A 20,625-nucleotide genomic window follows, 5' to 3' on the forward strand; every position below is an offset into this window, starting at 1 on the left:
TAAACTTTTTGAAAAAGAATACGTTTATTGCGATTTCACTCGCAGCAGTTATTAGTTTGACGCCAGCTTTCACGACAAATGTTTTTGCGGACGTAAATACAGATATTCAAAATCAAGATAAAAAGATTAATGACATCAAGTCTAAAAAAGCAGACTTACAATCAGGTCTTTCTAGTTTAGTAGCAGATCTTGAAAAAGCTCAAGAAAAAGCTAAGTCTTTACAAGGAGATTTCGATAAAACAGGCAAAGAACTCAAACAACTTAATGAAGATATTAAAGCTATCAATGAACGTATTAAAGAACGCGAATCAGTTTTAAAAGACCGCGCGCGTGCAATGCAAAAAACTTCAAATTCTAATGCATACCTAGAAGTAGTTTTAGATGCTGAAAATCTTTCTGATTTAGTTGGTCGTGTTTCTGCAGTAAACCAATTAGTTGATTCTGACAAATCTATTTTAGAAGATCAACAAAATGATGAAAAAGCCTTAAAAACTAAACAAACTTCTGTTAAGAAAAAACAAGAAGAACAAGCAACAGCAATTCATGAATATGAAGCACAACAAAATAAAATCGAAGCACAAAAAGCTGAAAAAGAAGCAATCGTTGCTCAACTTGCTTCTGATCAAGCAAGTGCTGAAAACGCAAAAGCTGGTCTTGTAAGTGAACGTGATAAAGCAGCTAAAGAAGCTACTGCACGTGCAACAGCTTTACGTGAAGCAACATCTTCTAACGTTGGTCAAGAAGAAAAAGCAACAACTAAAACTGTAGCAACATCAAATGATTCTTCTGGTTCAAGTAGTAATTCTTCATCAAAATCTAACTCAAATGGATCTGCTAGCGAATCTCCAAGTGCTCCAGCTCCGTCTGGCAGCGGATATTCAGCAATGATTTCTGCAGCAAGAGCTCAACTTGGGAAACCTTACAGCCTCGGTGCAACTGGACCAAGCGCATTTGACTGCTCTGGATTCACTTCTTATGCTTTCCGTGCAGCAGGAATTTCTCTTCCAAGAACTTCCGGTGCTCAATATGCAGCAGCTTCAAAAGTTAGTGCTAGTCAAGCAAAACCAGGCGATTTAGTATTTTTCAACTACGGTGGCGGAATTGCTCATGTTGGAATCTATGTTGGTGGCGGACAAATGATTAATGCTCAAAATAACGGTGTTAAATATGACAACATCACTAGCGGTTACTGGGCTAAATATCTTGTAGGATATGGTCGCGTAGCTAGCTTCTAATCATTATTGAAAAGTTAAAAAGCACCTTTGTCGATTTTTAAAACAAAGGTGCTTTTTTATATGGAATAGTAAGGGAATTAACAAGTTCCTAATGAAATAGATAATAGAAAAGGAGCTTAATATGTTAAAAAAATATGGGGTAACATTAGCGTTAAGTGTTGTAATAGTTTGCGCGCCACTTAGTGCAAATGCGGATAGTATTAATGATATGCAAAAGCGTCAGAATGAAATTGAACAAAAAAAATCAGAAATTGACAAAAACCTAGATACAAAAAATTCAGAACTAAACCATTTAGAAAGCGCTGAAAAAGATGCAACAAAAGAGTTAGAATCTCTTTTAAAAAGTATTGATGAAACAAATACAAAACTAAAAGCACAAGAAGAAAAAGTGGAGTCTGAGAATAAAAAGTTAAAGCAATTAAAAAAAGAAATTGAAAAGTTGCGAAATGATATAAAAGATCGCCAAAAAGTACTGGATAGCCGTGCACGAGCAATCCAAACTACAGGCACAGCTACATCATATTTGGACATGGTTTTTGAAGCAGATGATTTTAAAGAATTAGTTGATCGTGTAACCGTTGTGTCAGCTATTGTAAAAGCAGATCAAAACATTATGCAAGATCAAAAAGATGATCAAGATAAATTAAAAGTAACTGAAGCAAGTTCACAAAAAAAACTAGAGAGCCTAAAAGTATTAGCAATGGATTTAGAAGTTTCGCGAAATAATATGGAGAGTCAAAAAGCTGAAAAAAACGATTTAGTTATGGCTCTAGCAAATAAAAAAGACTTAACAAAAAACGAACAAGCATTATTAGCAAATGAACAAGGCTCATTAACAATGGAAGAAAAAAAATTAGCATCTAATATTGCTGGTGAAAAAGCAAAACAAGAAGCAGCAATTAAAGCAGCCGAAGAAAAACGTATTCAAGAAGCAGCAGCAAACGCTAAAAAAGCAAACGAAAGTAAAGCTGTTGTAGCACAATCACCTAGTTCAAATGCGCCAAGTATACAAGAAAAAGTAAGCTCAAGTGGCGGACAATTTATTAAACCAGCAGCAGGTATTTTAACTTCCGGCTTTAGTGATCGTACAAATCCAGTTACAGGTCAACACGAGTCACATAAAGGTCAAGATATCGCAGCAGGTGGAACAGTTACTGTTTCTGCAGCAGCTTCAGGAACAGTTGTCTTTTCAGGATTTGGAGCATCAGGTAGTGGTTTTGGTGGCTATGGTTACGTAGTTAAAATTGATCATGGTAATGGATTCCAAACATTATATGGTCATATGCGTGCGGGTAGCCTAAAAGTAGTAGCTGGACAGCAAGTATCACAAGGACAACCAATTGGAATAATGGGCTCTACGGGTCAATCCACAGGTCAACATTTACACTTTGAAATTCATCAAAATGGCGTCCCGATTGATCCAGCACCTTATCTTTAATAGAAAACCATTGACTTAGCCGTCAATGGTTTTTTTTCTGATTGAAAACGAACTGGAATAGGCTAAATGATGATTTTATGATATGATACTACTATCAGTTTGTGCAAGAAAAGGGGGAACACAATGGGACTGTTGACTTATTTATTAGTTATTTTACTAATTTTAAATGTATTCTTTGCGGCAGTGACGGTCTTCTTAGAAAGACGGGATACATCCGCCACTTGGGCTTGGTTACTAGTCTTAACTTTTGTTCCAATTTTTGGTTTCATTATTTACTTGATTTTTGGGAGAAAACTATCAGGGAAAAAGATTTTCGATTGGAAGGGACAAGAAAAAATTGGAATACAAGAATCAACTGCTAATCAGATAGAGATGATTCGACAAAAAGAATTTCCATTTAGCGATCCGAATGTTAAAAAACATCGGGATTTAATTTACTTACTACTTGTAAATGATGGAGCTATTTTAACACAAGATAATGAAGTAGAGCTTTTTATTGATGGACATGAAAAATTTGATGCGTTAATTGCAGATATTGAGAAAGCAAAGGATCATATTCACTTGATTTATTATATTTTTCATTCAGATGAACTTGGAAATCGCTTGATGCGCGTGCTTGAACGAAAAGCAGCAGAAGGTTTAAATGTGAAAATTATTTATGATGCCATGGGTTCACGAACAACGAAAAAGTCATTTTTCCGGACTTTTGAAAAAAATGGTGGCATCGTTAGACCTTTTTTCCCATCAAAATTACCATTAATTAATTTTCGATTAAATTACCGAAATCACCGTAAATTAGCAATTATTGATGGAGATATTGCGTATATTGGTGGATTTAATATTGGTGATGAGTACCTAGGCCTATCCAAAAAATTTGGATATTGGCGCGATACGCATCTTCGTGTGCATGGAAAAGCTGTTTACGCGATGCAAACTCGTTTTATTATGGACTGGAATTCAGCATCATCTACTCATAAAATTGATTATAAATCGAGATATTTCCCTACTTTTCACGGGAAAGGGCATACAAGCATGCAAATTGTATCAAGTGGGCCAGATTCTGAATGGCAACAAATTAAAAATGGTTACATAAAAATGATTAATGCTGCCAAAAAGACGATTTATTTGCAATCACCATATTTTATTCCAGATGCTAGTTTGCTAGAGGCGATTAAAATCGCGGCACTTTCTGGCGTCGATGTGCGAGTAATGATTCCTAATAAACCTGACCACGCCTTTGTTTACCGAGCAACCACAAACTATGCGGGGGAATTAATGGAAACAGGAGCAAAAATATTTATTTACGACAATGGTTTCATTCATGCAAAAACATTAGTGGTTGATGGTGAAATTGCTTCGGTTGGAACAGCTAATATGGATTTTCGTAGTTTTAGACTGAATTTTGAAGTAAATGCTTTTATCTATGAAAAGAAAATGGTCCAAAAATTAGAAGATGCTTTTTTAGAAGATATTTTGAAATCGTATCAACTAACTCCAGAATTATATGCAAAACGATCATTATGGATTAAATTTAAGGAAGCGGTAAGCCGACTTTTATCACCTATACTATAGAAGTAATTTTTTAAGAAAGCTGGTGTAGAAAAATGGAAGTTTTTATTGAGATACTTAAAGGAATAGGAAGACTATTTTTACAACCAGCATTTTATGTAGGAATTATTCTAGTGATAATTGCTGGTTTTAACAGGGTTAAATGGGAGCGAAAGTCATTTAGTATTCGTGTTTATTCACCGATGCTTGAATTGAAAAATTTCTTTGGAATAGGTTTGCTATTTGGCATAGGGATTTCGGTTGTTACGGCAATAATAGGGTTTAGTGTATCGTTAGAATGGGTGGCAATTTTTAATACAGTTGCCTGCTTTTTATTGATTATAGGAATGTTTCGACTTAGCTCCACGGCTTTTACAATTGGGATTACGAGTCTCGCTTTTTATTTCTGTTATTATTTTGATATTAATTTAGCGCCATTTACGAATACAGATTTTAATTATGATGCGATATTTATCGATAATTTTATGATTTCAATGACATTTTTACTCGCATTGTTACTTTTTGTGGAAGCTTTTCTTATCCAATATACAAGTGCGAAAAACCCCTCACCATCACTTAGAAAAAGTAATCGTGGTAAACTAGTTGGCTCTTTTCAATTAAGAAAATTATGGTTTGTCCCACTTGTTGTTTTTATTCCTGGGGATGTATTTACAAAAATATTTGAATGGTGGCCAGTTTTTACCATTGGTGCACATTCCTATTCATTGATTATTTTACCGTTATTTATTGGATTTCAACAGCGGGTACAAAGTCAGCTTCCAGAAGAGGCGAGCCGGAAAATTTCAGTTCAAGTTACAACACTTGCGACTATCATTGCGGTGGCAGGACTACTTGGAATTGTTATGCCAGTTCTTACATTATTTGCCTTTATGTTTGCTGTGATTGGACGCTTTTGGATTTCGTATCGTCATTACCAAGCAGAAAAAATATTGCCGAAAAAATTTGGTCCACAAGCAGATGGACTTGTTGTGCTTGGTGCACGTGAAGCCACTCCTTCTGCCCGTTTAAACTTAAAAGCAGGAGAAAAAATCACAGAAGTTAACAACCAACTAGTTCATACACGCGAAGAATTATACGAGGCACTTAACTTAAACCGGGCTTTTTGTAAGTTGAAAGTAATTGATAATGCTGGTGAACCTCGCTTTGAGCAGACGGCACTTTATGAAAACGAATCATTTGAACTCGGGTTATTGCTAGTCGAGCCAAGGTAATGTTAAGACACCAGTGTTGTTTGAAAGCAGCATTGGTGTTTTAAGTTTTTGTAAAGATAAGATTAATATAAATGCATTTCTACCCGAAAATAGTTAATTCATGCTATATTTTAGATAAAAGGGATACATAAAGAAGGGATGGGAAGTAAGTTGGTAAAAATTCTTGTAGTTGATGATGAAGCTTCTATTGTTACCTTGCTGCAATTTAATATTGAAAAAGCTGGATTTGATGTAGTAACAGCGGAGGATGGTAGAACGGGGTACGAACTTGCTCTATCAGAAAAACCAGATTTAGTTGTACTTGATTTAATGCTCCCTGAAATGGATGGAATTGAAGTAACGAAAAAACTCCGCCAAGATAAAGTTGGGGTTCCAATACTAATGTTAACTGCCAAAGATGAAGAGCTAGATAAAATCATTGGTTTAGAGTTAGGTGCAGACGATTATATGACAAAGCCTTTTAGCCCGAGAGAGGTTGTCGCGAGAATAAAAGCGATCTTAAGACGGACAGAAGGTAAGGCAGAACTTCCAGAAGAGCAAAAAGAAGATACAGAGGCGACCATTTTAATTGGTGAGTTGAAAATTTTGCCAGATAGTTATGAAGTATACTTGCAAGATAATCTATTAGATTTAACACCGAAAGAATTCGAGCTATTGTTATTTTTAGCTAATCATCGTGGCAAAGTTTTTTCAAGAGATCAATTGCTTGATACGGTTTGGAACTATGATTATGTTGGTGAAACTCGAATTGTAGACGTTCATGTAAGCCATTTGCGCGATAAAATTGAACTTGATACGAAACAACCGAAATACATTAAAACAATTCGCGGATTTGGTTATAAAATGGAGAATGTAAAATAATGAAAAAATTATGGTTGAAAATTGGTTTATCCTTTTTTATTTTATTCTTTGTTGTGATGGTCATAGTGGGTATTTTCTCTGGAGAATTAATGAAATCCACTTATTTAACGATGAAAGAAAATCAACTAGAAGACGATGCGAAAATTTTACTTCAAACAACTAACATTGAGCATTTGAATTTGGACCAAGATGCTGCGACGATTCAAAAAACGCTGGATCCTTTGGGCGACGAAATTGATGCTCGTATCACGGTGATTGATAATGATGGCAATGTTGTAGCCGATACTAAAAAAGACCCAGAGAACTTAAACAACCATATGAACCGCCCAGAAGTAGCTGATATTCTTGAAAAAGGGAAAAGTGTTGGCATTTCTATTCGAGAGAGTGACTCACTTGGTTACAGTATGCTTTATGTGGCTGTTCCTGTTAAACACCAAGGAGAGACAGACGGTGTTTTAAGAATTTCAATTTCTCTTGAGTCGGTTGATGCGGCTGTTGCTAAACTTTGGGGTAACTTAGCGCTTATTTTTGGCATTGCTTTAGTTATTATTGCTGCAATCAGTGTCTTTATTGCTAGAAAAATTACTAAACCAGTGAATGAGATTATTGAAGTTTCGACTGATTTGGCTAATCATAAATACGATAGTCGCATTCATGGTAAAGTAAGCGGTGAGCTTCAAGACCTTTCTGTTAGCGTTAATATGTTAGCAGAAAGTTTAGAAACTCAGATGTTCGAAATTAAGCAAAATGAACAACGACTTAATGCCATTGTTCAAAACTTAGTGAGCGGTGTAATGCTTATCAATGTTGATAAACAAGTCATCATGACCAATCGGACGATGTATCAAATTTTAGGAGAGACCGAAATTACTGGAAAACCATTTTATGAAGTAATTAAAAGTTTCGCTCTTAGCCAGTTAATAGAAGCAACATTTGAAACAAAGACGATGCAACAAAAAGAAATTATTCTTTATTTCCCACGAGAGATGATTTTAGATGCAAGTGTTTCGCCAATTTTAACAGAAAATGGTGAGATTACCGGGATAATACTACTTTTACATGATATAACTCAAATTCGCCATCTGGAAAATGTTCGTTCTGAATTTGTTACAAATGTGTCGCATGAACTAAAAACCCCAGTAACTGCACTAAAAGGGTTCGCGGAAACACTACTCGACGGCGCAATGTACGATGAAATGCTACTCAAAAAATTCTTAACGATTATTAAAGAAGAAAGTGATAGGCTTCATCGATTGATAATGGATATTCTTGCACTTTCGAGAATTGAACAAAATCCTGTGACAGAAAAAACAGAGCTAGTGGAAGTAGATGAAGTCATCGAACAATCTGTCCGGACCATTTTTGAAATGGCGACCGAAAAAAATATTCAAGTATCTGTTCCAGAAAAAAATCTACCACCTATCATGATTGAAACAGATCGCGATAAATTGCAACAGATTTTAATTAACTTACTTTCTAACGCAATCAATTACACGCCAGTAGATGGAAAAGTAAAAGTTAAATTAATCGAGCAAGAAGCAGAAGTTATCATAGAAGTAACTGACAACGGAATCGGAATCCCAGCTAAAGACATTGACCGCGTGTTTGAACGATTCTACCGAGTGGATAAAGCGCGTAGCAGACACTCTGGCGGGACTGGACTTGGACTTTCTATCGTCAAACATTTAGTTGAAAACTGTGGTGGGCAAATCGAAGTAGAAAGTCAAGAAGAAGTTGGCTCGACCTTTCGCGTCACTTTACCAAAAAAAGCCTAATAATTATCCTGTTTGAAAGAATGTAATCTTTCGGACAGGATATTTTTATTTTATTTACGAAAGACACAAATTTGGGGTAATAATTTACCAGTTTGCCTTTTATTTGAAAGATATTCATAAAAAAGTTTACATTTCCGACAAAAAATGAGGTAATTTACAATTACTTAACATTAGCTACACACCACCTTAAATCTCACGCGTTATAGTGATACTTGTAAGGAATAACTATTAAAAAAACAAGGTGGGAATAAGATAATGAAAAAGAAGTATTTGGGAATAGTAGCAATGTTAGCAGCAGTAATGCTTGTCTTCGCAGCATGTGGAAGTGACAGCAGTTCAAAAGATAAAGCAAACGGATCAACAAAAGGGGATAAAGAAGTTTCTGGCTCATTAACAGCAGTCGGTTCCACTGCACTTCAACCACTCGTTGAAGCAGCGTCCAAAGAATTTACAAACACTAACCCTAAAGCTCAAATCAATGTGCAAGGTGGCGGTTCTGGAACTGGTTTAACACAAGTACAACAAGGTGCTGTTGAAATTGGTAACTCAGACGTATTTGCTGAAGAAAAAGACGGCGTAGATGCTTCGAAACTTGTTGACCATCGTGTAGCAGTTGTCGGAATGGCTCCTGTAGTAAACAAAGATGTAGGCGTTAAAAACATTACTAAACAACAATTAATCGACATTTTCACTGGTAAAACAACTAACTGGAAAGACGTTGGCGGTAAAGACGAAAAAATTACAATCATCAACCGTGCAGAAGGAAGCGGAACACGTGCTACTTTCGAAAAATGGGGACTTGATGGTAAAACACCAGTTAAAGCACAAGAACAAGATTCATCCGGTACAGTTCGTAAAATCGTAAGTGAAACTCCAGGAGCAATCAGCTACCTAGCATTCTCTTACATTGACGCTTCTGTGGTTGGTCTTTCGCTAGACGGCGTTGAACCAACAGAAGAAAAAGTTGCAACTAACGATTGGAAAATCTGGTCTTATGAACATATGTATACAAATGGCGAACCAAAAGGCCTAACAAAAACTTTCTTAAAATATATGACTTCTGATGAAGTACAAAATAATATCGTACCACAACTTGGTTACCAATCAATCAAGTCCATGAAAGTGGAACGTGATGCATCTGGTAAACTAACTGACGTAAAATAAAAAGAATGAAATGGGCGTCTATCCTAGTAATATCAGGATAGACGTATACCCATGTTAGGAGTAAACATGGGAGGAGAAAGGAGCTTACGTGACTTGGAAGCGATAAAAGAAAAGAAGCTTACACAAACTTCTAAAAAGGCGCATCTAGAAACTAGAGGCAAAATTATTACATTCATCTGTATTTCTATCATGGTTATTGCCGCAGCGTCTATTTTGTTTTTTGTTATATCGAAAGGTTTAGCAACATTTACTGTCAATAAAGTGTCTTTTGTTGATTTTATAACTGGAACAGACTGGAATCCTTCGCAAAAAGATGCAAATGGCAATCCTCTAGTTGGTGCTTTGCCAATGATTATTGGTTCTTTTGCAGTAACGCTTTTTGCCGCTTGTATTGCAGGACCACTTGCTATTGGTGCAGCTATCTTTATGGTAGAAATTTCACCAAAGTTTGGAAAGAAAATTTTACAACCAGTTATGGAACTTTTAGTTGGTATTCCATCTGTTGTTTATGGATTCATTGGACTAAGTGTTGTCGTTCCATTTATTCGTGACCATATTTCGGGAAGTGGATTTGGTATTGCAGCCGCGACAGTTGTTTTGACAGTAATGATTTTGCCAACTGTTACTTCACTAAGTGTTGATGCAATTAAATCTGTTCCACGTCACTACCGAGAAGCCTCGTTAGCGCTTGGAGCAACACGTTTCCAGACGATTTGGAAAGTAGTACTTCGTAGTTCGCGTTCTGGGATTTTGACAGCGATAGTATTCGGAATGGCACGTGCATTCGGTGAAGCTCTTGCTGTACAAATGGTTATCGGGAACTCTGCCGTTATTCCAACATCCTTATTTGAACCAGCTTCGACATTAACTAGTATTTTAACAATGGGTATGGGAAATACGGTTATGGGTACGCTTGATAATAATATCCTTTGGTCACTTGCAATGGTGCTACTCGCAATGTCACTATTTTTCATCATTGTGATTCGCTTCATCGGACGTAGGAGGAAAGTCAAATGAATGTAAAAACAAAAGATAAAATCGCGACAGGCGTATTCTATGCTATTGCTGTATTAATTGTCATTATCTTAGCTGGTTTATTAGGCTATATTTTAGTAAAAGGTGTTCCGCAACTTAGCTGGAAGTTTTTGACGACCCCACCACAGTCGTTCCAAGCTGGCGGCGGAATCGGTCCGGAAATCTGGAATTCATTTTATATGCTCGTTATTACGATGATTATTTCTGTTCCTATCTCGCTCGGAGCGGGAATTTATATGGCAGAATATGCGCGTAAAAATTGGTTTACAGATTTAATTCGCACAACAATCGAAGTGCTTTCCTCACTTCCATCGATTGTTGTAGGACTATTTGGTTTCCTTGTTTTTGTTATTCAAATGGGGTGGAGCTTCTCGGTAATTTCTGGGGCGCTTACACTAACGATTTTCAATTTACCACTATTAATTCGTGTTGTGGAAGAGGCACTAAATGCTATTCCAAACACGCAGCGTGAAGCAGGGCTTGCTCTTGGTTTATCCAGATGGGAAACAATTACGAGAGTGCTTGTTCCAGCTGCACTACCAGCCATTATTACCGGCGTTATTTTAGCAGCAGGACGGGTATTTGGCGAAGCAGCTGCACTAATCTTTACAGCAGGTCAAAGTACACCAATTCTTGACTTCACGGACTGGAATCCAGTCAACCCAGCGTCACCACTAAACATTTTCCGACCAGCTGAAACGCTAGCTGTTCATATTTGGAAAATTAATGGTGAAGGAATTATGCCGGATGCGCAAGCTGTTTCTGACGGAGCGTCTGCCGTATTAATTCTTTCTGTATTACTTTTCAATATCCTAGCTCGTTTGCTTGGAAAAGTTGTTTATAAACGAATGACCTCGTCGTAAAAAGTCAGGAAAGGAGATTTTAAATGATGTTAACGAAGAAACCGGAAATTAATACAATTTTACAAGCAACGCCAGATCCTCATTCACTTCCTGCTGCAATGGCGACCGAGGATTTGCACGTATATTATGGTGATAATCACGCAATTAAAGGTGTCGATTTGACGTTCCCGGAAAATAAAGTGACAGCTTTGATTGGACCATCTGGTTGTGGAAAATCCACTTATTTAAGAGCATTAAACCGGATGAACGATGAAATTGATGGTTGCCGCATGGAAGGACAAATTTTATATGATGGGATTAATATTAATCGTAAAGAAGTTGATTTATACAATGTTCGTAAAGAAATAGGCATGGTATTCCAAAAACCAAATCCATTCACGAAATCCATCTATGAAAATGTTGCTTTTGGACTTAAACGTCACGGGATGAAGAATAAAAAAGAAATCATGGAGCGCGTGGAGAAAAGCTTGCGCCGTGCCGCTCTTTGGGACGAAGTAAAAGACGATTTAGGAAAAAGTGCGCTATCACTTTCTGGTGGACAGCAACAACGACTTTGCATCGCTAGAGCTGTAGCAATGCAGCCTAAAGTATTACTACTTGATGAACCAGCTTCAGCGCTAGACCCAATTTCCACAAGTAAAATTGAAGATTTAATTAATGAGTTGAAAAATAAATATACTATTATTATCGTGACGCATAATATGCAACAAGCGGCTCGCGTTTCTGACTATACTTCTTTCTTTTATCTAGGAGAAGTCGTGGAATTCTCAGGAACATCCGAACTTTTCACGAATCCACAACAAAAACAAACCGAAGATTATATTTCTGGTAACTTTGGCTAGAAAGGAGCTTTTTTATGGCAACCGAAACTGCTGAAAAAGTAGAGTATATCATTGAAACAAAAGATGTAGATTTATTTTATGGTTCCAAGCAAGCACTGCAAAAAATTGCTTTAAATATTAAGAAGAATAAAGTGACTGCCTTAATTGGTCCGTCGGGGTGTGGGAAATCTACTTTCCTGCGAACGCTTAACCGAATGAATGATTTAATTCCCAATGTGAAAACGACCGGAGAAATCCATATTGGCGGCGAAAATGTGCAAGATCCTAAAATTGACATGGTTAACTTACGAAAAAAAGTGGGTATGGTTTTCCAACAGGCTAATCCGTTTCCATTTTCCATTTATGATAACGTAGCTTATGGTCCACGGATGCACGGTGTAAAAGATAAAAAAGTACTTGATGAAATAGTAGAAAGAAGTTTGCGTCAGGCGGCTCTTTGGGAAGAAGTGCATGATAGGCTGGATCGTTCAGCAATTGGGATGTCAGGAGGGCAACAGCAGCGGCTTTGTATCGCACGAGTTTTAGCTGTTAAACCTGATGTCATCTTGATGGATGAGCCAACTTCTGCACTAGATCCGATTTCGACAGCGAAAGTAGAAGATTTGATTTTAGAATTAAAGAAAGACTATACGATTGTTATTGTCACGCATAATATGCAACAAGCATCCCGAATCTCTGATGAAACGGCCTTTTTCCTTAATGGCCGTATCGTGGAATTCGCGGATACGACGAGTATTTTTACTAACCCAGCAGAAAAGGAAACAGAAGACTATATTTCAGGAAGATTTGGATAAAGGAGTGTTAATATGGTAGTCAGAAAAATTTTCACGGAACAGTTAAACGACTTGCACCAACATCTAATGGAAATGGGAATGCTTGCGAATGAAGCAATTTTTAAAGCGGTCAAGTCGCTTGTACATCGCGATACGGAACTTGCTAAACAAGTAGTCGCAGAAGATAAAGCAATTAATAACATGGAGCTTTCACTAGAACAACGCTCTTTTGAGTTAATCGCTTTGCAACAACCAGTCGGCATGGATTTACGAAAGATTGTTACCGTGCTCAAAACAAGTTCGGATTTAGAACGTATTGGTGATCATGCAGTAAGTATTGCCAAAACTGCTATTTTAATTGGTGAAAGTAAAGTTTTAAAGCCGATTCCGGAAATTCCAGAAATGGGCGAAATTGTAAAATTAATGCTACAAGATGTGTTAAAAGCATATCTTTCGGAAGACGAAGAAGCTGCTCGCGAAATAGCGGCGCGCGATAATGAAGTAGATAAACTGCATAAAATCGTTTATCAAAAATGCATTCATTTTATGCAAGAAGAACCAGAGCATATTGAAGATGTATCACAATTACTTTTAGTTTCTCAATACATTGAACGTATTGGTGATTATGTAACAAATGTTTGCGAGTGGATAGTTTACTTGAAGAGCGGGGAAATTGAAGATTTAAATAGATAAAAAAAGTCCGATTTTCCTTTCCACAGGTTAATCGGACTTTTTGGTGTGTTAGGCGGTTTAAATAACTTCTCAATATTTAAAACCTTATTTATTCTTCAATTCTCCTTTCTTTATAATAAAGAAATTGTATCATCTGAAGGAGAAAAATTACTATTTTGCTCATATTTAATCATTTTTGAATGAAGAGGTAGTTAAACTTGCGGAATCATTCCTATTTAAGTATCATATGAATATATGACCATATATGAAAATGAGGTGATTCTGATGGAAAACGCAAAACAAACTTTAGATGATGAGACGCTTTTTAGTGTAACGCAAATTTTCAAGGCGCTTTCTGATCCGACACGTGTTCAAATTTTAAATCTGCTTCAAGAGCGAGAATACTCTGTGAATGAAATTGCGCGAACGCTAACTTTTAATCAAACAACGGTTTCACACCAGCTTCGTTTTTTAAAAAATTTAAGGCTTGTGAAATCAAGACGTGAAGGGACTACAATTTATTATATGCAAGATGATAATCACGTATTAGAATTACTGACTCAAGCAATTCGCCACGTGCACCATCACTAATGACAAACGCTCAGAAGCCTTTTTTAGGAATGATGGGTGTTTTTTATGCCAAATAAAGAGAGATTATGATAAAGTAGTTAACAAATAAAAATTTGGAGGAAACATTTTGAGCAAATTATCGCCAGTACAAAAATTTATCGTCATTGCGGGAATAGTTGTCATGGTTATTATTTCCATTTTAGCAGTTATTTGGAATAGTAATCTTGCGGCAGTTATTGGTTTGTCGGTTGCGCAATTTATTATTATTCAGTTGGTATGTTATGTAGGAATATATTCGCATATGAAAGTAGGAACAGCACGAGGAACAAAACTTTTTAGTTGGGGAATATTAACGACACTTCTGTTTTCAGTCATTATTTTTATTTTTGCGACAGATAATTTTAGAACTTATTCCGCAGCAATGATTGCTCTAATTGGTTACTGTGCAGCATTAATGATGCGAGAAATAGAAAACACTAATCCCGCCAATAAAAAACAAAAAAGAGAAGAATAAAACGAAGAATGGAGTGATAATATGGGAATTCATCAATATTTCCAAAGTTTATCGGATTTAGAGAACATTTATCGTTGTCCGGGAAAATTTAAATATCAAGAGCATTCGGTTGCAGAACACTCTTACAAGGTTACTTCTATCGCACAATTTTTTGGAGCTGTAGAAGAAGATGCAGGTAATGAAGTGAATTGGCGTGCTTTATATGAAAAAGCGTTAAATCATGATTATTCAGAGCTTTTTATTGGCGATATTAAAACACCCGTAAAATACGCAACGACAGAACTAAGAGAAATGCTCTCTGAAGTGGAAGAAAGTATGACTAAAAATTTTATTAGCCGTGAAATACCAGCAACTTTCCAGCCTATTTATCGACACTTGTTAAAAGAAGGGAAAGACAGTACGTTAGAAGGGAAAATTCTCGCTATATCTGATAAAGTAGACTTGTTATATGAGTCCTTTGGCGAGATTCAAAAAGGTAATCCAGAAAACATTTTTGTTGAAATTTATAGTGAAGCACTCGCGACTATTTATGAATACCGAGAAATGGCTAGTGTAAAATACTTTTTAAAAGAAATTTTACCAGATATGCTTGCTGAAAAAGGTATTGAAAAGACAGAATTACCACAACTTACTACAGAAATAACGACAAAAGCATTACGTGACGAGTAAAAAAATTGGGGAGGGAAGTAAGATGGATCAAATTATATCGGCACTTATTTTCCCTTGTCTGCTCGTTATTCTCTTTGCACGCATCACGTATAACCGTTATGTAGCCTTAGTGCTTATGGTAGTTTTGATAGCCGCTTCTGCCAAATTAGGTTACACAAGTTCGTTTTGGTTAATTACGATAGACGCCTTTTCGATGACAATTGGTTTTGTCGTAGCCACATACATGTTACGACGTTTAAAGAAAAGCGGCAGTGACTTTTAAAAAGCAAATAGATAGGTAGAATACTCTAAAAGTGATAAAATAAAGAAAAGCGTAATCAACAGGTTGCGTTTTTTATTTTCAAACGAATGCGAAAATATGTTCGGTTTTTGCTAGGCTAATTAAAATTTTTATGATAAAATAGAAACATTAACGGATCTGAAAAAATCCGCTTTTTGCTTTGCTGGATATTTTACAGTTAAAGCTTTTAGATGCCAGAATCGGACCGATAAAGAATGGGGGAATCCGAGTTGAAGGATAAATTTGAGTTAGTTTCTAAGTATAGCCCACAAGGAGACCAACCTAGAGCAATAGAACAATTAGTTGCGGGATTAAAAAAAGGCTTGAAACACCAAACCTTACTTGGGGCAACCGGTACAGGGAAAACTTTTACCGTATCTAATGTAATTCAAGAAGTAAATAAGCCAACGCTTGTTATGGCACATAATAAGACGCTAGCGGGACAATTATATAGTGAATTCAAAGAGTTTTTCCCGAATAATGCGGTGGAATACTTTGTTAGTTACTATGATTATTACCAGCCAGAAGCTTATGTACCACAGAGTGATACGTACATTGAAAAAGATGCTAGTATCAATGACGAAATAGATAAGCTTCGTCACTCCGCTACAGCTGCTCTTTTTGAACGCAGAGATGTAATTATTATTGCAAGTGTATCTTGTATTTATGGGTTAGGTTCACCGGTCGAATACGGAGAAATGTTAGTTTCGCTTCGAGTTGGTATGGAGATCAGCCGAGACCAATTGTTACGCAAGCTGGTTGATATTCAATATGACCGAAATGATATTGATTTCCAGCGCGGTCGTTTTCGTGTCCGCGGAGATGTGGTCGAAATTTTCCCAGCATCTAGGGATGAACACTGTATGCGGATTGAATTTTTTGGGGATGAAATTGAGCGCATTAGAGAAGTAGACGCACTTACTGGTGAAATCATTGGAGACAGAGAGCATGTTTCTATTTTCCCGGCATCTCACTTTGTTACTAGACCAGATATTATGAAAAAAGCTATTGTTAATATAAAAGCAGAACTTGAAGATCGCCTTAAAGTCTTAAGAGCAGAGAACAAATTACTGGAAGCACAACGCCTTGAACAGAGAACCAATTATGATTTAGAAATGATGGAAGAAATGGGTTATTGTTCAGGCATTGAAAACTATTCAAGACATTTATCACTGCGTCCAGCGGGAGTAACTCCATATACATTGCTAGATTATTTCCAAGATGATTTCCAAATGGTTATTGATGAATCGCATGTAACGATGCCTCAAATCCGCGGCATGTTCAACGGGGACCAAGCTAGAAAGCAAATGCTAGTTGATCATGGTTTTAGATTGCCAAGCGCACTTGATAACCGTCCACTTCGATTAGAAGAATTCGAAAAGCATATTAATCAGATTATGTTTATCTCTGCAACCCCGGGCCCATATGAATTAGAAAAAAATCCAGATGTGATTGAACAAATCATTCGACCTACTGGACTACTAGATCCAATCGTCGAAATACGCCCTATCCAAGGTCAAATAGACGACTTAATGGATGAAATTAATGATCGAGTTGAGAAAAACGAACGTGTTCTAATCACCACGTTAACGAAAAAAATGTCTGAGGATTTGACGAATTATCTAAAAGAAGCCGGAGTAAAGGTTCAATATTTACATTCTGAGGTAAAAACTTTAGAGCGAATTGAAATTATTCGTGACCTTCGATTAGGGGTATACGATGTTATTGTTGGGATTAACTTACTTCGTGAAGGAATCGATTTGCCAGAAGTTTCCTTAGTGGCAATTTTAGACGCAGACAAAGAAGGCTTCTTACGTTCAGAACGGTCTTTAATCCAAACAATGGGGCGTGCTGCTCGTAATGAAAACGGTCGTGTAATTATGTATGCCGACAAAATGACGGACTCCATGCGCAATTCGATTAGTGAAACAGAACGTCGTCGTAAAATTCAAATCGAATATAATGAAAAACATGGCATCACACCAAAAACAATTAGAAAAGAAATCCGTGGCATTATCGCAGCAACCTCTGCCGCAGATGAACGAGAAGCAGTAAAACAACACGACTTAAGTAAAATGTCTAAGAAAGAACGAGATATTTTCATTGAAGGTATGGAACACGAGATGAAAGAAGCAGCTAAAGCACTTGATTTCGAGCGTGCAGCTGAACTTCGTGATGCTTTACTGGAAATAAAAGCGGAAGGATGAAGCGGAATTGGATAAGGAAAAAATAGTCATTCAAGGTGCAAGAGCCCATAATTTAAAAAATATTGATGTAGAGATTCCAAGAGATAAATTAGTGGTGATGACCGGGCTTTCTGGTTCAGGAAAATCTTCGCTAGCTTTTGATACAATTTATGCAGAAGGACAAAGACGTTATGTAGAGTCTTTGTCTGCTTATGCTCGCCAATTTTTAGGTCAAATGGATAAACCCGATGTAGATTTAATTGAAGGGTTAAGTCCAGCAATTTCCATTGACCAAAAAACTACAAGCCGTAACCCGCGATCTACAGTTGGAACGGTAACTGAAATACATGATTATTTGCGTCTGCTTTATGCACGTGTGGGGCACCCGGTGTGTCCTAATCACGGCATTGAAATCACTTCTCAAACAATCGAACAAATGGTAGACCGTGTCTTTGAATACCCCGAAAAAACACGCATTCAAATTATGGCTCCTATCGTTTCTGGTAAAAAAGGAACGCATAAGAAAACGATTGAAGAAATTAAAAAAGAAGGTTACGTACGTATTCGTGTTGATGGAGAAATATACGATATTAATGATGAAATTGAAATCGAAAAAAACAAAAAACATTCCATCGAAATTATCATCGATCGTATTGTCATTAAAGAAGGAATAAATACGCGACTATATGATTCTATTGAAGCTGCTCTTCGCTTGGCTGATGGTTATGCAGTGGTGGACATTATGGGGGATAAAGAATTACTATTTAGCGAACATTATGCATGTCCTTATTGTGGTTTTTCGGTTGGTGAATTAGAACCAAGAATGTTTTCATTTAATAGCCCATTTGGCGCTTGTCCTACTTGTGATGGTCTTGGAACTAAATTAGAAGTAGATGTGGATACCGTTATCCCAGACAGAAGTTTAACTTTAAATGAAGGTGCAATTATTCCGTGGAGACCCATCAGTTCACAATACTATCCACAAATGCTAGCCTCTGCATGTAAAGAGTTTGGAATTGATATGGACACGCCAATAGAAAAACTATCTAAAGAAGCATTAGATATTATCTTAAATGGTTCAAAAGACAAAGAATTTTACTTTGAATACAAAAATGATTTTGGTATGACACGAGAAACTTGGATTCCGTTTGAAGGGATTCTACCAAACATTGAACGACGCTACCGAGAAACTAATTCAGACTTTACTCGCGATCAAATGGCGCAATACATGACAGATTTACCTTGCCCATCTTGTAAAGGGTACCGCCTTAAAGAAGAAACACTTTCTGTCAAAGTGAACAATCACCACATTGGACAAATTAGCGAGTTCTCCATCAATGAAGCCCTTGCATTCTTTGATAATCTAGAGCTGTCTGAAAAAGAAACGCAAATAGCGGCGCCAATTTTCAAAGAAGTGCGAGCTAGATTAGGCTTCTTAAAAAATGTAGGACTCGATTATTTAACAATGAGTCGTGCTGCTGGAACTTTATCGGGAGGAGAGGCGCAGCGAATTCGACTAGCAACCCAAATTGGTTCACGATTGACTGGCGTGCTTTACATTCTTGATGAGCCTTCCATTGGACTTCATCAGCGCGATAATGATCGATTAATCAATACACTTCAAAGTATGCGAGATATTGGAAATACGCTTATTGTAGTAGAACATGATGAAGATACCATGATGGCGGCAGATTATCTTATTGATATTGGTCCAGGTGCTGGAGAACATGGCGGACGAATTGTCGCGGCTGGAACTCCAGAAGAAGTGGCGAAGAATAAAAACTCTATCACTGGAGATTATCTTTCTGGTAAAAAATTCATTCCTGTTCCTGCCAAAAGAAGAAAAGGAAATGGACTTGAATTAGAAATCATCGGAGCTAAAGCAAATAACTTAAAAAATGTAAATGCCAAAATACCACTAGCTACATTTTCCTGTGTAACGGGGGTCTCTGGTTCAGGAAAAAGTTCACTAGTAAATGAAGTATTAAGAAAAGCACTCGCAAGAAAACTAAACAGAAACCACGCTAAGCCAGGTGAACATAAAGAAATAAAAGGAATCGAAAACCTTGAAAAAATCATCAATATTGATCAATCGCCAATTGGTAGAACCCCGAGATCTAACCCAGCAACTTATACTGGTGCATTTGATGATATCCGTGATCTTTTCGCCAGTACTAATGAAGCCAAGGTTCGTGGTTACAAAAAAGGTCGATTTAGCTTCAACGTAAAAGGCGGCCGTTGTGAGGCATGTAAAGGCGATGGCATCATCAAAATCGAAATGCACTTCTTGCCGGATGTATACGTACCTTGCGAGGTTTGTCATGGTAAACGCTATAACGGGGAAACTTTGGATATTCGCTATAAAGGGAAAAATATTGCAGAAGTGCTAGAAATGACTGTAGAAGAAGGATTAGAATATTTCACTAACCAGCCTAGAATTGCTCGTAAATTACAAACCATTGTGGATGTAGGACTTGGATATATTCGCCTTGGTCAGCCTGCAACAACCCTTTCTGGTGGTGAGGCGCAACGTGTAAAATTAGCTTCTGAACTTCATAAACGCAGCAACGGTAAATCATTCTATATCCTGGATGAACCAACTACTGGGCTCCATGCAGATGACATCGGTCGTTTACTAAAAGTATTACAAAGACTGGTAGAAGAAAACGGCGATACCGTTCTTGTTATTGAACATAATTTAGATGTTATTAAACAAGCTGACTACTTGATTGACTTAGGTCCAGAAGGTGGCGATGGCGGTGGTCAGATTATCGCAACTGGCACACCAGAAAAAATCGCCCGTTCTAAAAAATCCTACACAGGCAAATATTTAAAACCAATTTTAGAACGCGACAAAGAGCGCACAGAAGAACGTATTGCAACCGCTAAGAAAAAATAAATCTCAATCCCGCTTATTAAAGTATAAGCGGGATTTTTTTCTTTCCTAAGACCCAACCACCCAAAGTCT

The 20,625-nt window shown here is 37.0% G+C and carries 18 protein-coding genes; all 18 read left to right on the plus strand.

Annotation, left to right across the window (positions count from 1 at the left end):
* The first annotated feature begins 8 nt into the window (after nucleotides 1–8).
* The 18 genes from HCB45_RS06835 (at nucleotide 9) to uvrA (ending at nucleotide 20,556) form a co-directional block, all read left to right on the plus strand.
* The gene (locus HCB45_RS06835) at nucleotides 9–1,235 is read left to right on the plus strand and encodes an NlpC/P60 family protein (protein ID WP_185608123.1); all 1,227 of its coding nucleotides are present in this window, start codon (nucleotides 9–11) and stop codon (nucleotides 1,233–1,235) included.
* Nucleotides 1,236–1,356: 121 nt separating this feature from the next.
* The gene (locus tag HCB45_RS06840; RefSeq protein WP_185619383.1) at nucleotides 1,357–2,673 is read left to right on the plus strand and encodes a murein hydrolase activator EnvC family protein; all 1,317 of its coding nucleotides are present in this window, start codon (nucleotides 1,357–1,359) and stop codon (nucleotides 2,671–2,673) included.
* A 123-nt stretch (nucleotides 2,674–2,796) separates the two neighbouring features.
* Nucleotides 2,797–4,245: a cardiolipin synthase gene (gene cls / locus HCB45_RS06845; RefSeq protein ID WP_185319899.1), complete on the plus strand. Its 1,449-nt coding sequence runs from the start codon at nucleotides 2,797–2,799 to the stop codon at nucleotides 4,243–4,245.
* A gap of 32 nt (nucleotides 4,246–4,277) precedes the next feature.
* A complete protein-coding gene (locus tag HCB45_RS06850; RefSeq protein WP_185319898.1) occupies nucleotides 4,278–5,453 on the plus strand; it encodes a PDZ domain-containing protein in 1,176 nt (391 codons plus the stop codon).
* Nucleotides 5,454–5,603: 150 nt separating this feature from the next.
* Complete coding sequence (locus HCB45_RS06855) at nucleotides 5,604–6,314, plus strand: response regulator transcription factor (protein WP_185619385.1); 711 nt, start codon at nucleotides 5,604–5,606, stop codon at nucleotides 6,312–6,314.
* Nucleotides 6,314–8,089 carry a two-component system histidine kinase PnpS gene (gene pnpS / locus HCB45_RS06860; protein ID WP_185619387.1) on the plus strand — a complete coding sequence of 592 codons (1,776 nt, stop codon included), beginning with the start codon at nucleotides 6,314–6,316 and terminating at the stop codon, nucleotides 8,087–8,089. Before HCB45_RS06855 ends, pnpS begins: the two co-directional genes overlap by 1 nt.
* 255 nt (nucleotides 8,090–8,344) lie before the next feature.
* The gene (locus tag HCB45_RS06865) at nucleotides 8,345–9,253 is read left to right on the plus strand and encodes a phosphate ABC transporter substrate-binding protein (RefSeq protein ID WP_003763937.1); all 909 of its coding nucleotides are present in this window, start codon (nucleotides 8,345–8,347) and stop codon (nucleotides 9,251–9,253) included.
* Between the two features lie 93 nt (nucleotides 9,254–9,346).
* Nucleotides 9,347–10,270 (plus strand): phosphate ABC transporter permease subunit PstC, encoded by a 924-nt coding sequence (pstC, locus tag HCB45_RS06870; protein WP_003741167.1) that lies wholly within the window; start codon nucleotides 9,347–9,349, stop codon nucleotides 10,268–10,270.
* A complete protein-coding gene (gene pstA, locus HCB45_RS06875) occupies nucleotides 10,267–11,151 on the plus strand; it encodes a phosphate ABC transporter permease PstA (RefSeq protein WP_185319895.1) in 885 nt (294 codons plus the stop codon). The genes pstC and pstA overlap by 4 nt, the downstream gene beginning before the upstream one ends.
* Nucleotides 11,152–11,177: 26 nt before the next feature.
* A complete protein-coding gene (gene pstB / locus HCB45_RS06880; RefSeq protein ID WP_003725427.1) occupies nucleotides 11,178–11,993 on the plus strand; it encodes a phosphate ABC transporter ATP-binding protein PstB in 816 nt (271 codons plus the stop codon).
* Nucleotides 11,994–12,007: 14 nt separating this feature from the next.
* Nucleotides 12,008–12,787, plus strand: coding sequence for a phosphate ABC transporter ATP-binding protein PstB (gene pstB / locus HCB45_RS06885; protein WP_185619389.1), 780 nt, complete (start codon nucleotides 12,008–12,010; stop codon nucleotides 12,785–12,787).
* A gap of 12 nt (nucleotides 12,788–12,799) precedes the next feature.
* Nucleotides 12,800–13,459, plus strand: coding sequence for a phosphate signaling complex protein PhoU (phoU, locus tag HCB45_RS06890; protein WP_185319893.1), 660 nt, complete (start codon nucleotides 12,800–12,802; stop codon nucleotides 13,457–13,459).
* A 264-nt stretch (nucleotides 13,460–13,723) separates the two neighbouring features.
* Nucleotides 13,724–14,029 carry an ArsR/SmtB family transcription factor gene (locus tag HCB45_RS06895; protein ID WP_185319892.1) on the plus strand — a complete coding sequence of 102 codons (306 nt, stop codon included), beginning with the start codon at nucleotides 13,724–13,726 and terminating at the stop codon, nucleotides 14,027–14,029.
* 106 nt (nucleotides 14,030–14,135) lie between these two features.
* The gene (locus HCB45_RS06900; protein WP_070752445.1) at nucleotides 14,136–14,522 is read left to right on the plus strand and encodes a hypothetical protein; all 387 of its coding nucleotides are present in this window, start codon (nucleotides 14,136–14,138) and stop codon (nucleotides 14,520–14,522) included.
* 21 nt (nucleotides 14,523–14,543) lie between these two features.
* Nucleotides 14,544–15,191: an HD domain-containing protein gene (locus HCB45_RS06905; protein WP_003768317.1), complete on the plus strand. Its 648-nt coding sequence runs from the start codon at nucleotides 14,544–14,546 to the stop codon at nucleotides 15,189–15,191.
* Between the two features lie 22 nt (nucleotides 15,192–15,213).
* Nucleotides 15,214–15,453 (plus strand): CsbA family protein, encoded by a 240-nt coding sequence (locus HCB45_RS06910; RefSeq protein ID WP_003763924.1) that lies wholly within the window; start codon nucleotides 15,214–15,216, stop codon nucleotides 15,451–15,453.
* Between the two features lie 248 nt (nucleotides 15,454–15,701).
* The gene (gene uvrB, locus HCB45_RS06915; protein WP_185619391.1) at nucleotides 15,702–17,678 is read left to right on the plus strand and encodes an excinuclease ABC subunit UvrB; all 1,977 of its coding nucleotides are present in this window, start codon (nucleotides 15,702–15,704) and stop codon (nucleotides 17,676–17,678) included.
* A 7-nt stretch (nucleotides 17,679–17,685) separates the two neighbouring features.
* Complete coding sequence (gene uvrA, locus HCB45_RS06920; protein WP_185619393.1) at nucleotides 17,686–20,556, plus strand: excinuclease ABC subunit UvrA; 2,871 nt, start codon at nucleotides 17,686–17,688, stop codon at nucleotides 20,554–20,556.
* Nucleotides 20,557–20,625 lie beyond the last annotated feature (69 nt).

Origin of the sequence: Listeria farberi, from assembly GCF_014229245.1 — a bacterium.
GTDB classification, from domain to species: Bacteria; Bacillota; Bacilli; order Lactobacillales; family Listeriaceae; genus Listeria; species Listeria farberi.

What these genes read in the sequence shown, in the direction of transcription:
- HCB45_RS06840 (WP_185619383.1), top strand. Translation starts at nt 1,357, where the DNA reads ATGTTAAAAAAATATGGGGTAACATTAGCGTTAAGTGTTGTAATAGTT.
- cls (WP_185319899.1), top strand. Translation starts at nt 2,797, where the DNA reads ATGGGACTGTTGACTTATTTATTAGTTATTTTACTAATTTTAAATGTA.
- HCB45_RS06850 (WP_185319898.1), top strand. Translation starts at nt 4,278, where the DNA reads ATGGAAGTTTTTATTGAGATACTTAAAGGAATAGGAAGACTATTTTTA.
- pnpS (WP_185619387.1), top strand. Translation starts at nt 6,314, where the DNA reads ATGAAAAAATTATGGTTGAAAATTGGTTTATCCTTTTTTATTTTATTC.
- HCB45_RS06865 (WP_003763937.1), top strand. Translation starts at nt 8,345, where the DNA reads ATGAAAAAGAAGTATTTGGGAATAGTAGCAATGTTAGCAGCAGTAATG.
- pstA (WP_185319895.1), top strand. Translation starts at nt 10,267, where the DNA reads ATGAATGTAAAAACAAAAGATAAAATCGCGACAGGCGTATTCTATGCT.
- pstB (WP_003725427.1), top strand. Translation starts at nt 11,178, where the DNA reads ATGTTAACGAAGAAACCGGAAATTAATACAATTTTACAAGCAACGCCA.
- pstB (WP_185619389.1), top strand. Translation starts at nt 12,008, where the DNA reads ATGGCAACCGAAACTGCTGAAAAAGTAGAGTATATCATTGAAACAAAA.
- phoU (WP_185319893.1), top strand. Translation starts at nt 12,800, where the DNA reads ATGGTAGTCAGAAAAATTTTCACGGAACAGTTAAACGACTTGCACCAA.
- HCB45_RS06895 (WP_185319892.1), top strand. Translation starts at nt 13,724, where the DNA reads ATGGAAAACGCAAAACAAACTTTAGATGATGAGACGCTTTTTAGTGTA.
- HCB45_RS06905 (WP_003768317.1), top strand. Translation starts at nt 14,544, where the DNA reads ATGGGAATTCATCAATATTTCCAAAGTTTATCGGATTTAGAGAACATT.
- HCB45_RS06910 (WP_003763924.1), top strand. Translation starts at nt 15,214, where the DNA reads ATGGATCAAATTATATCGGCACTTATTTTCCCTTGTCTGCTCGTTATT.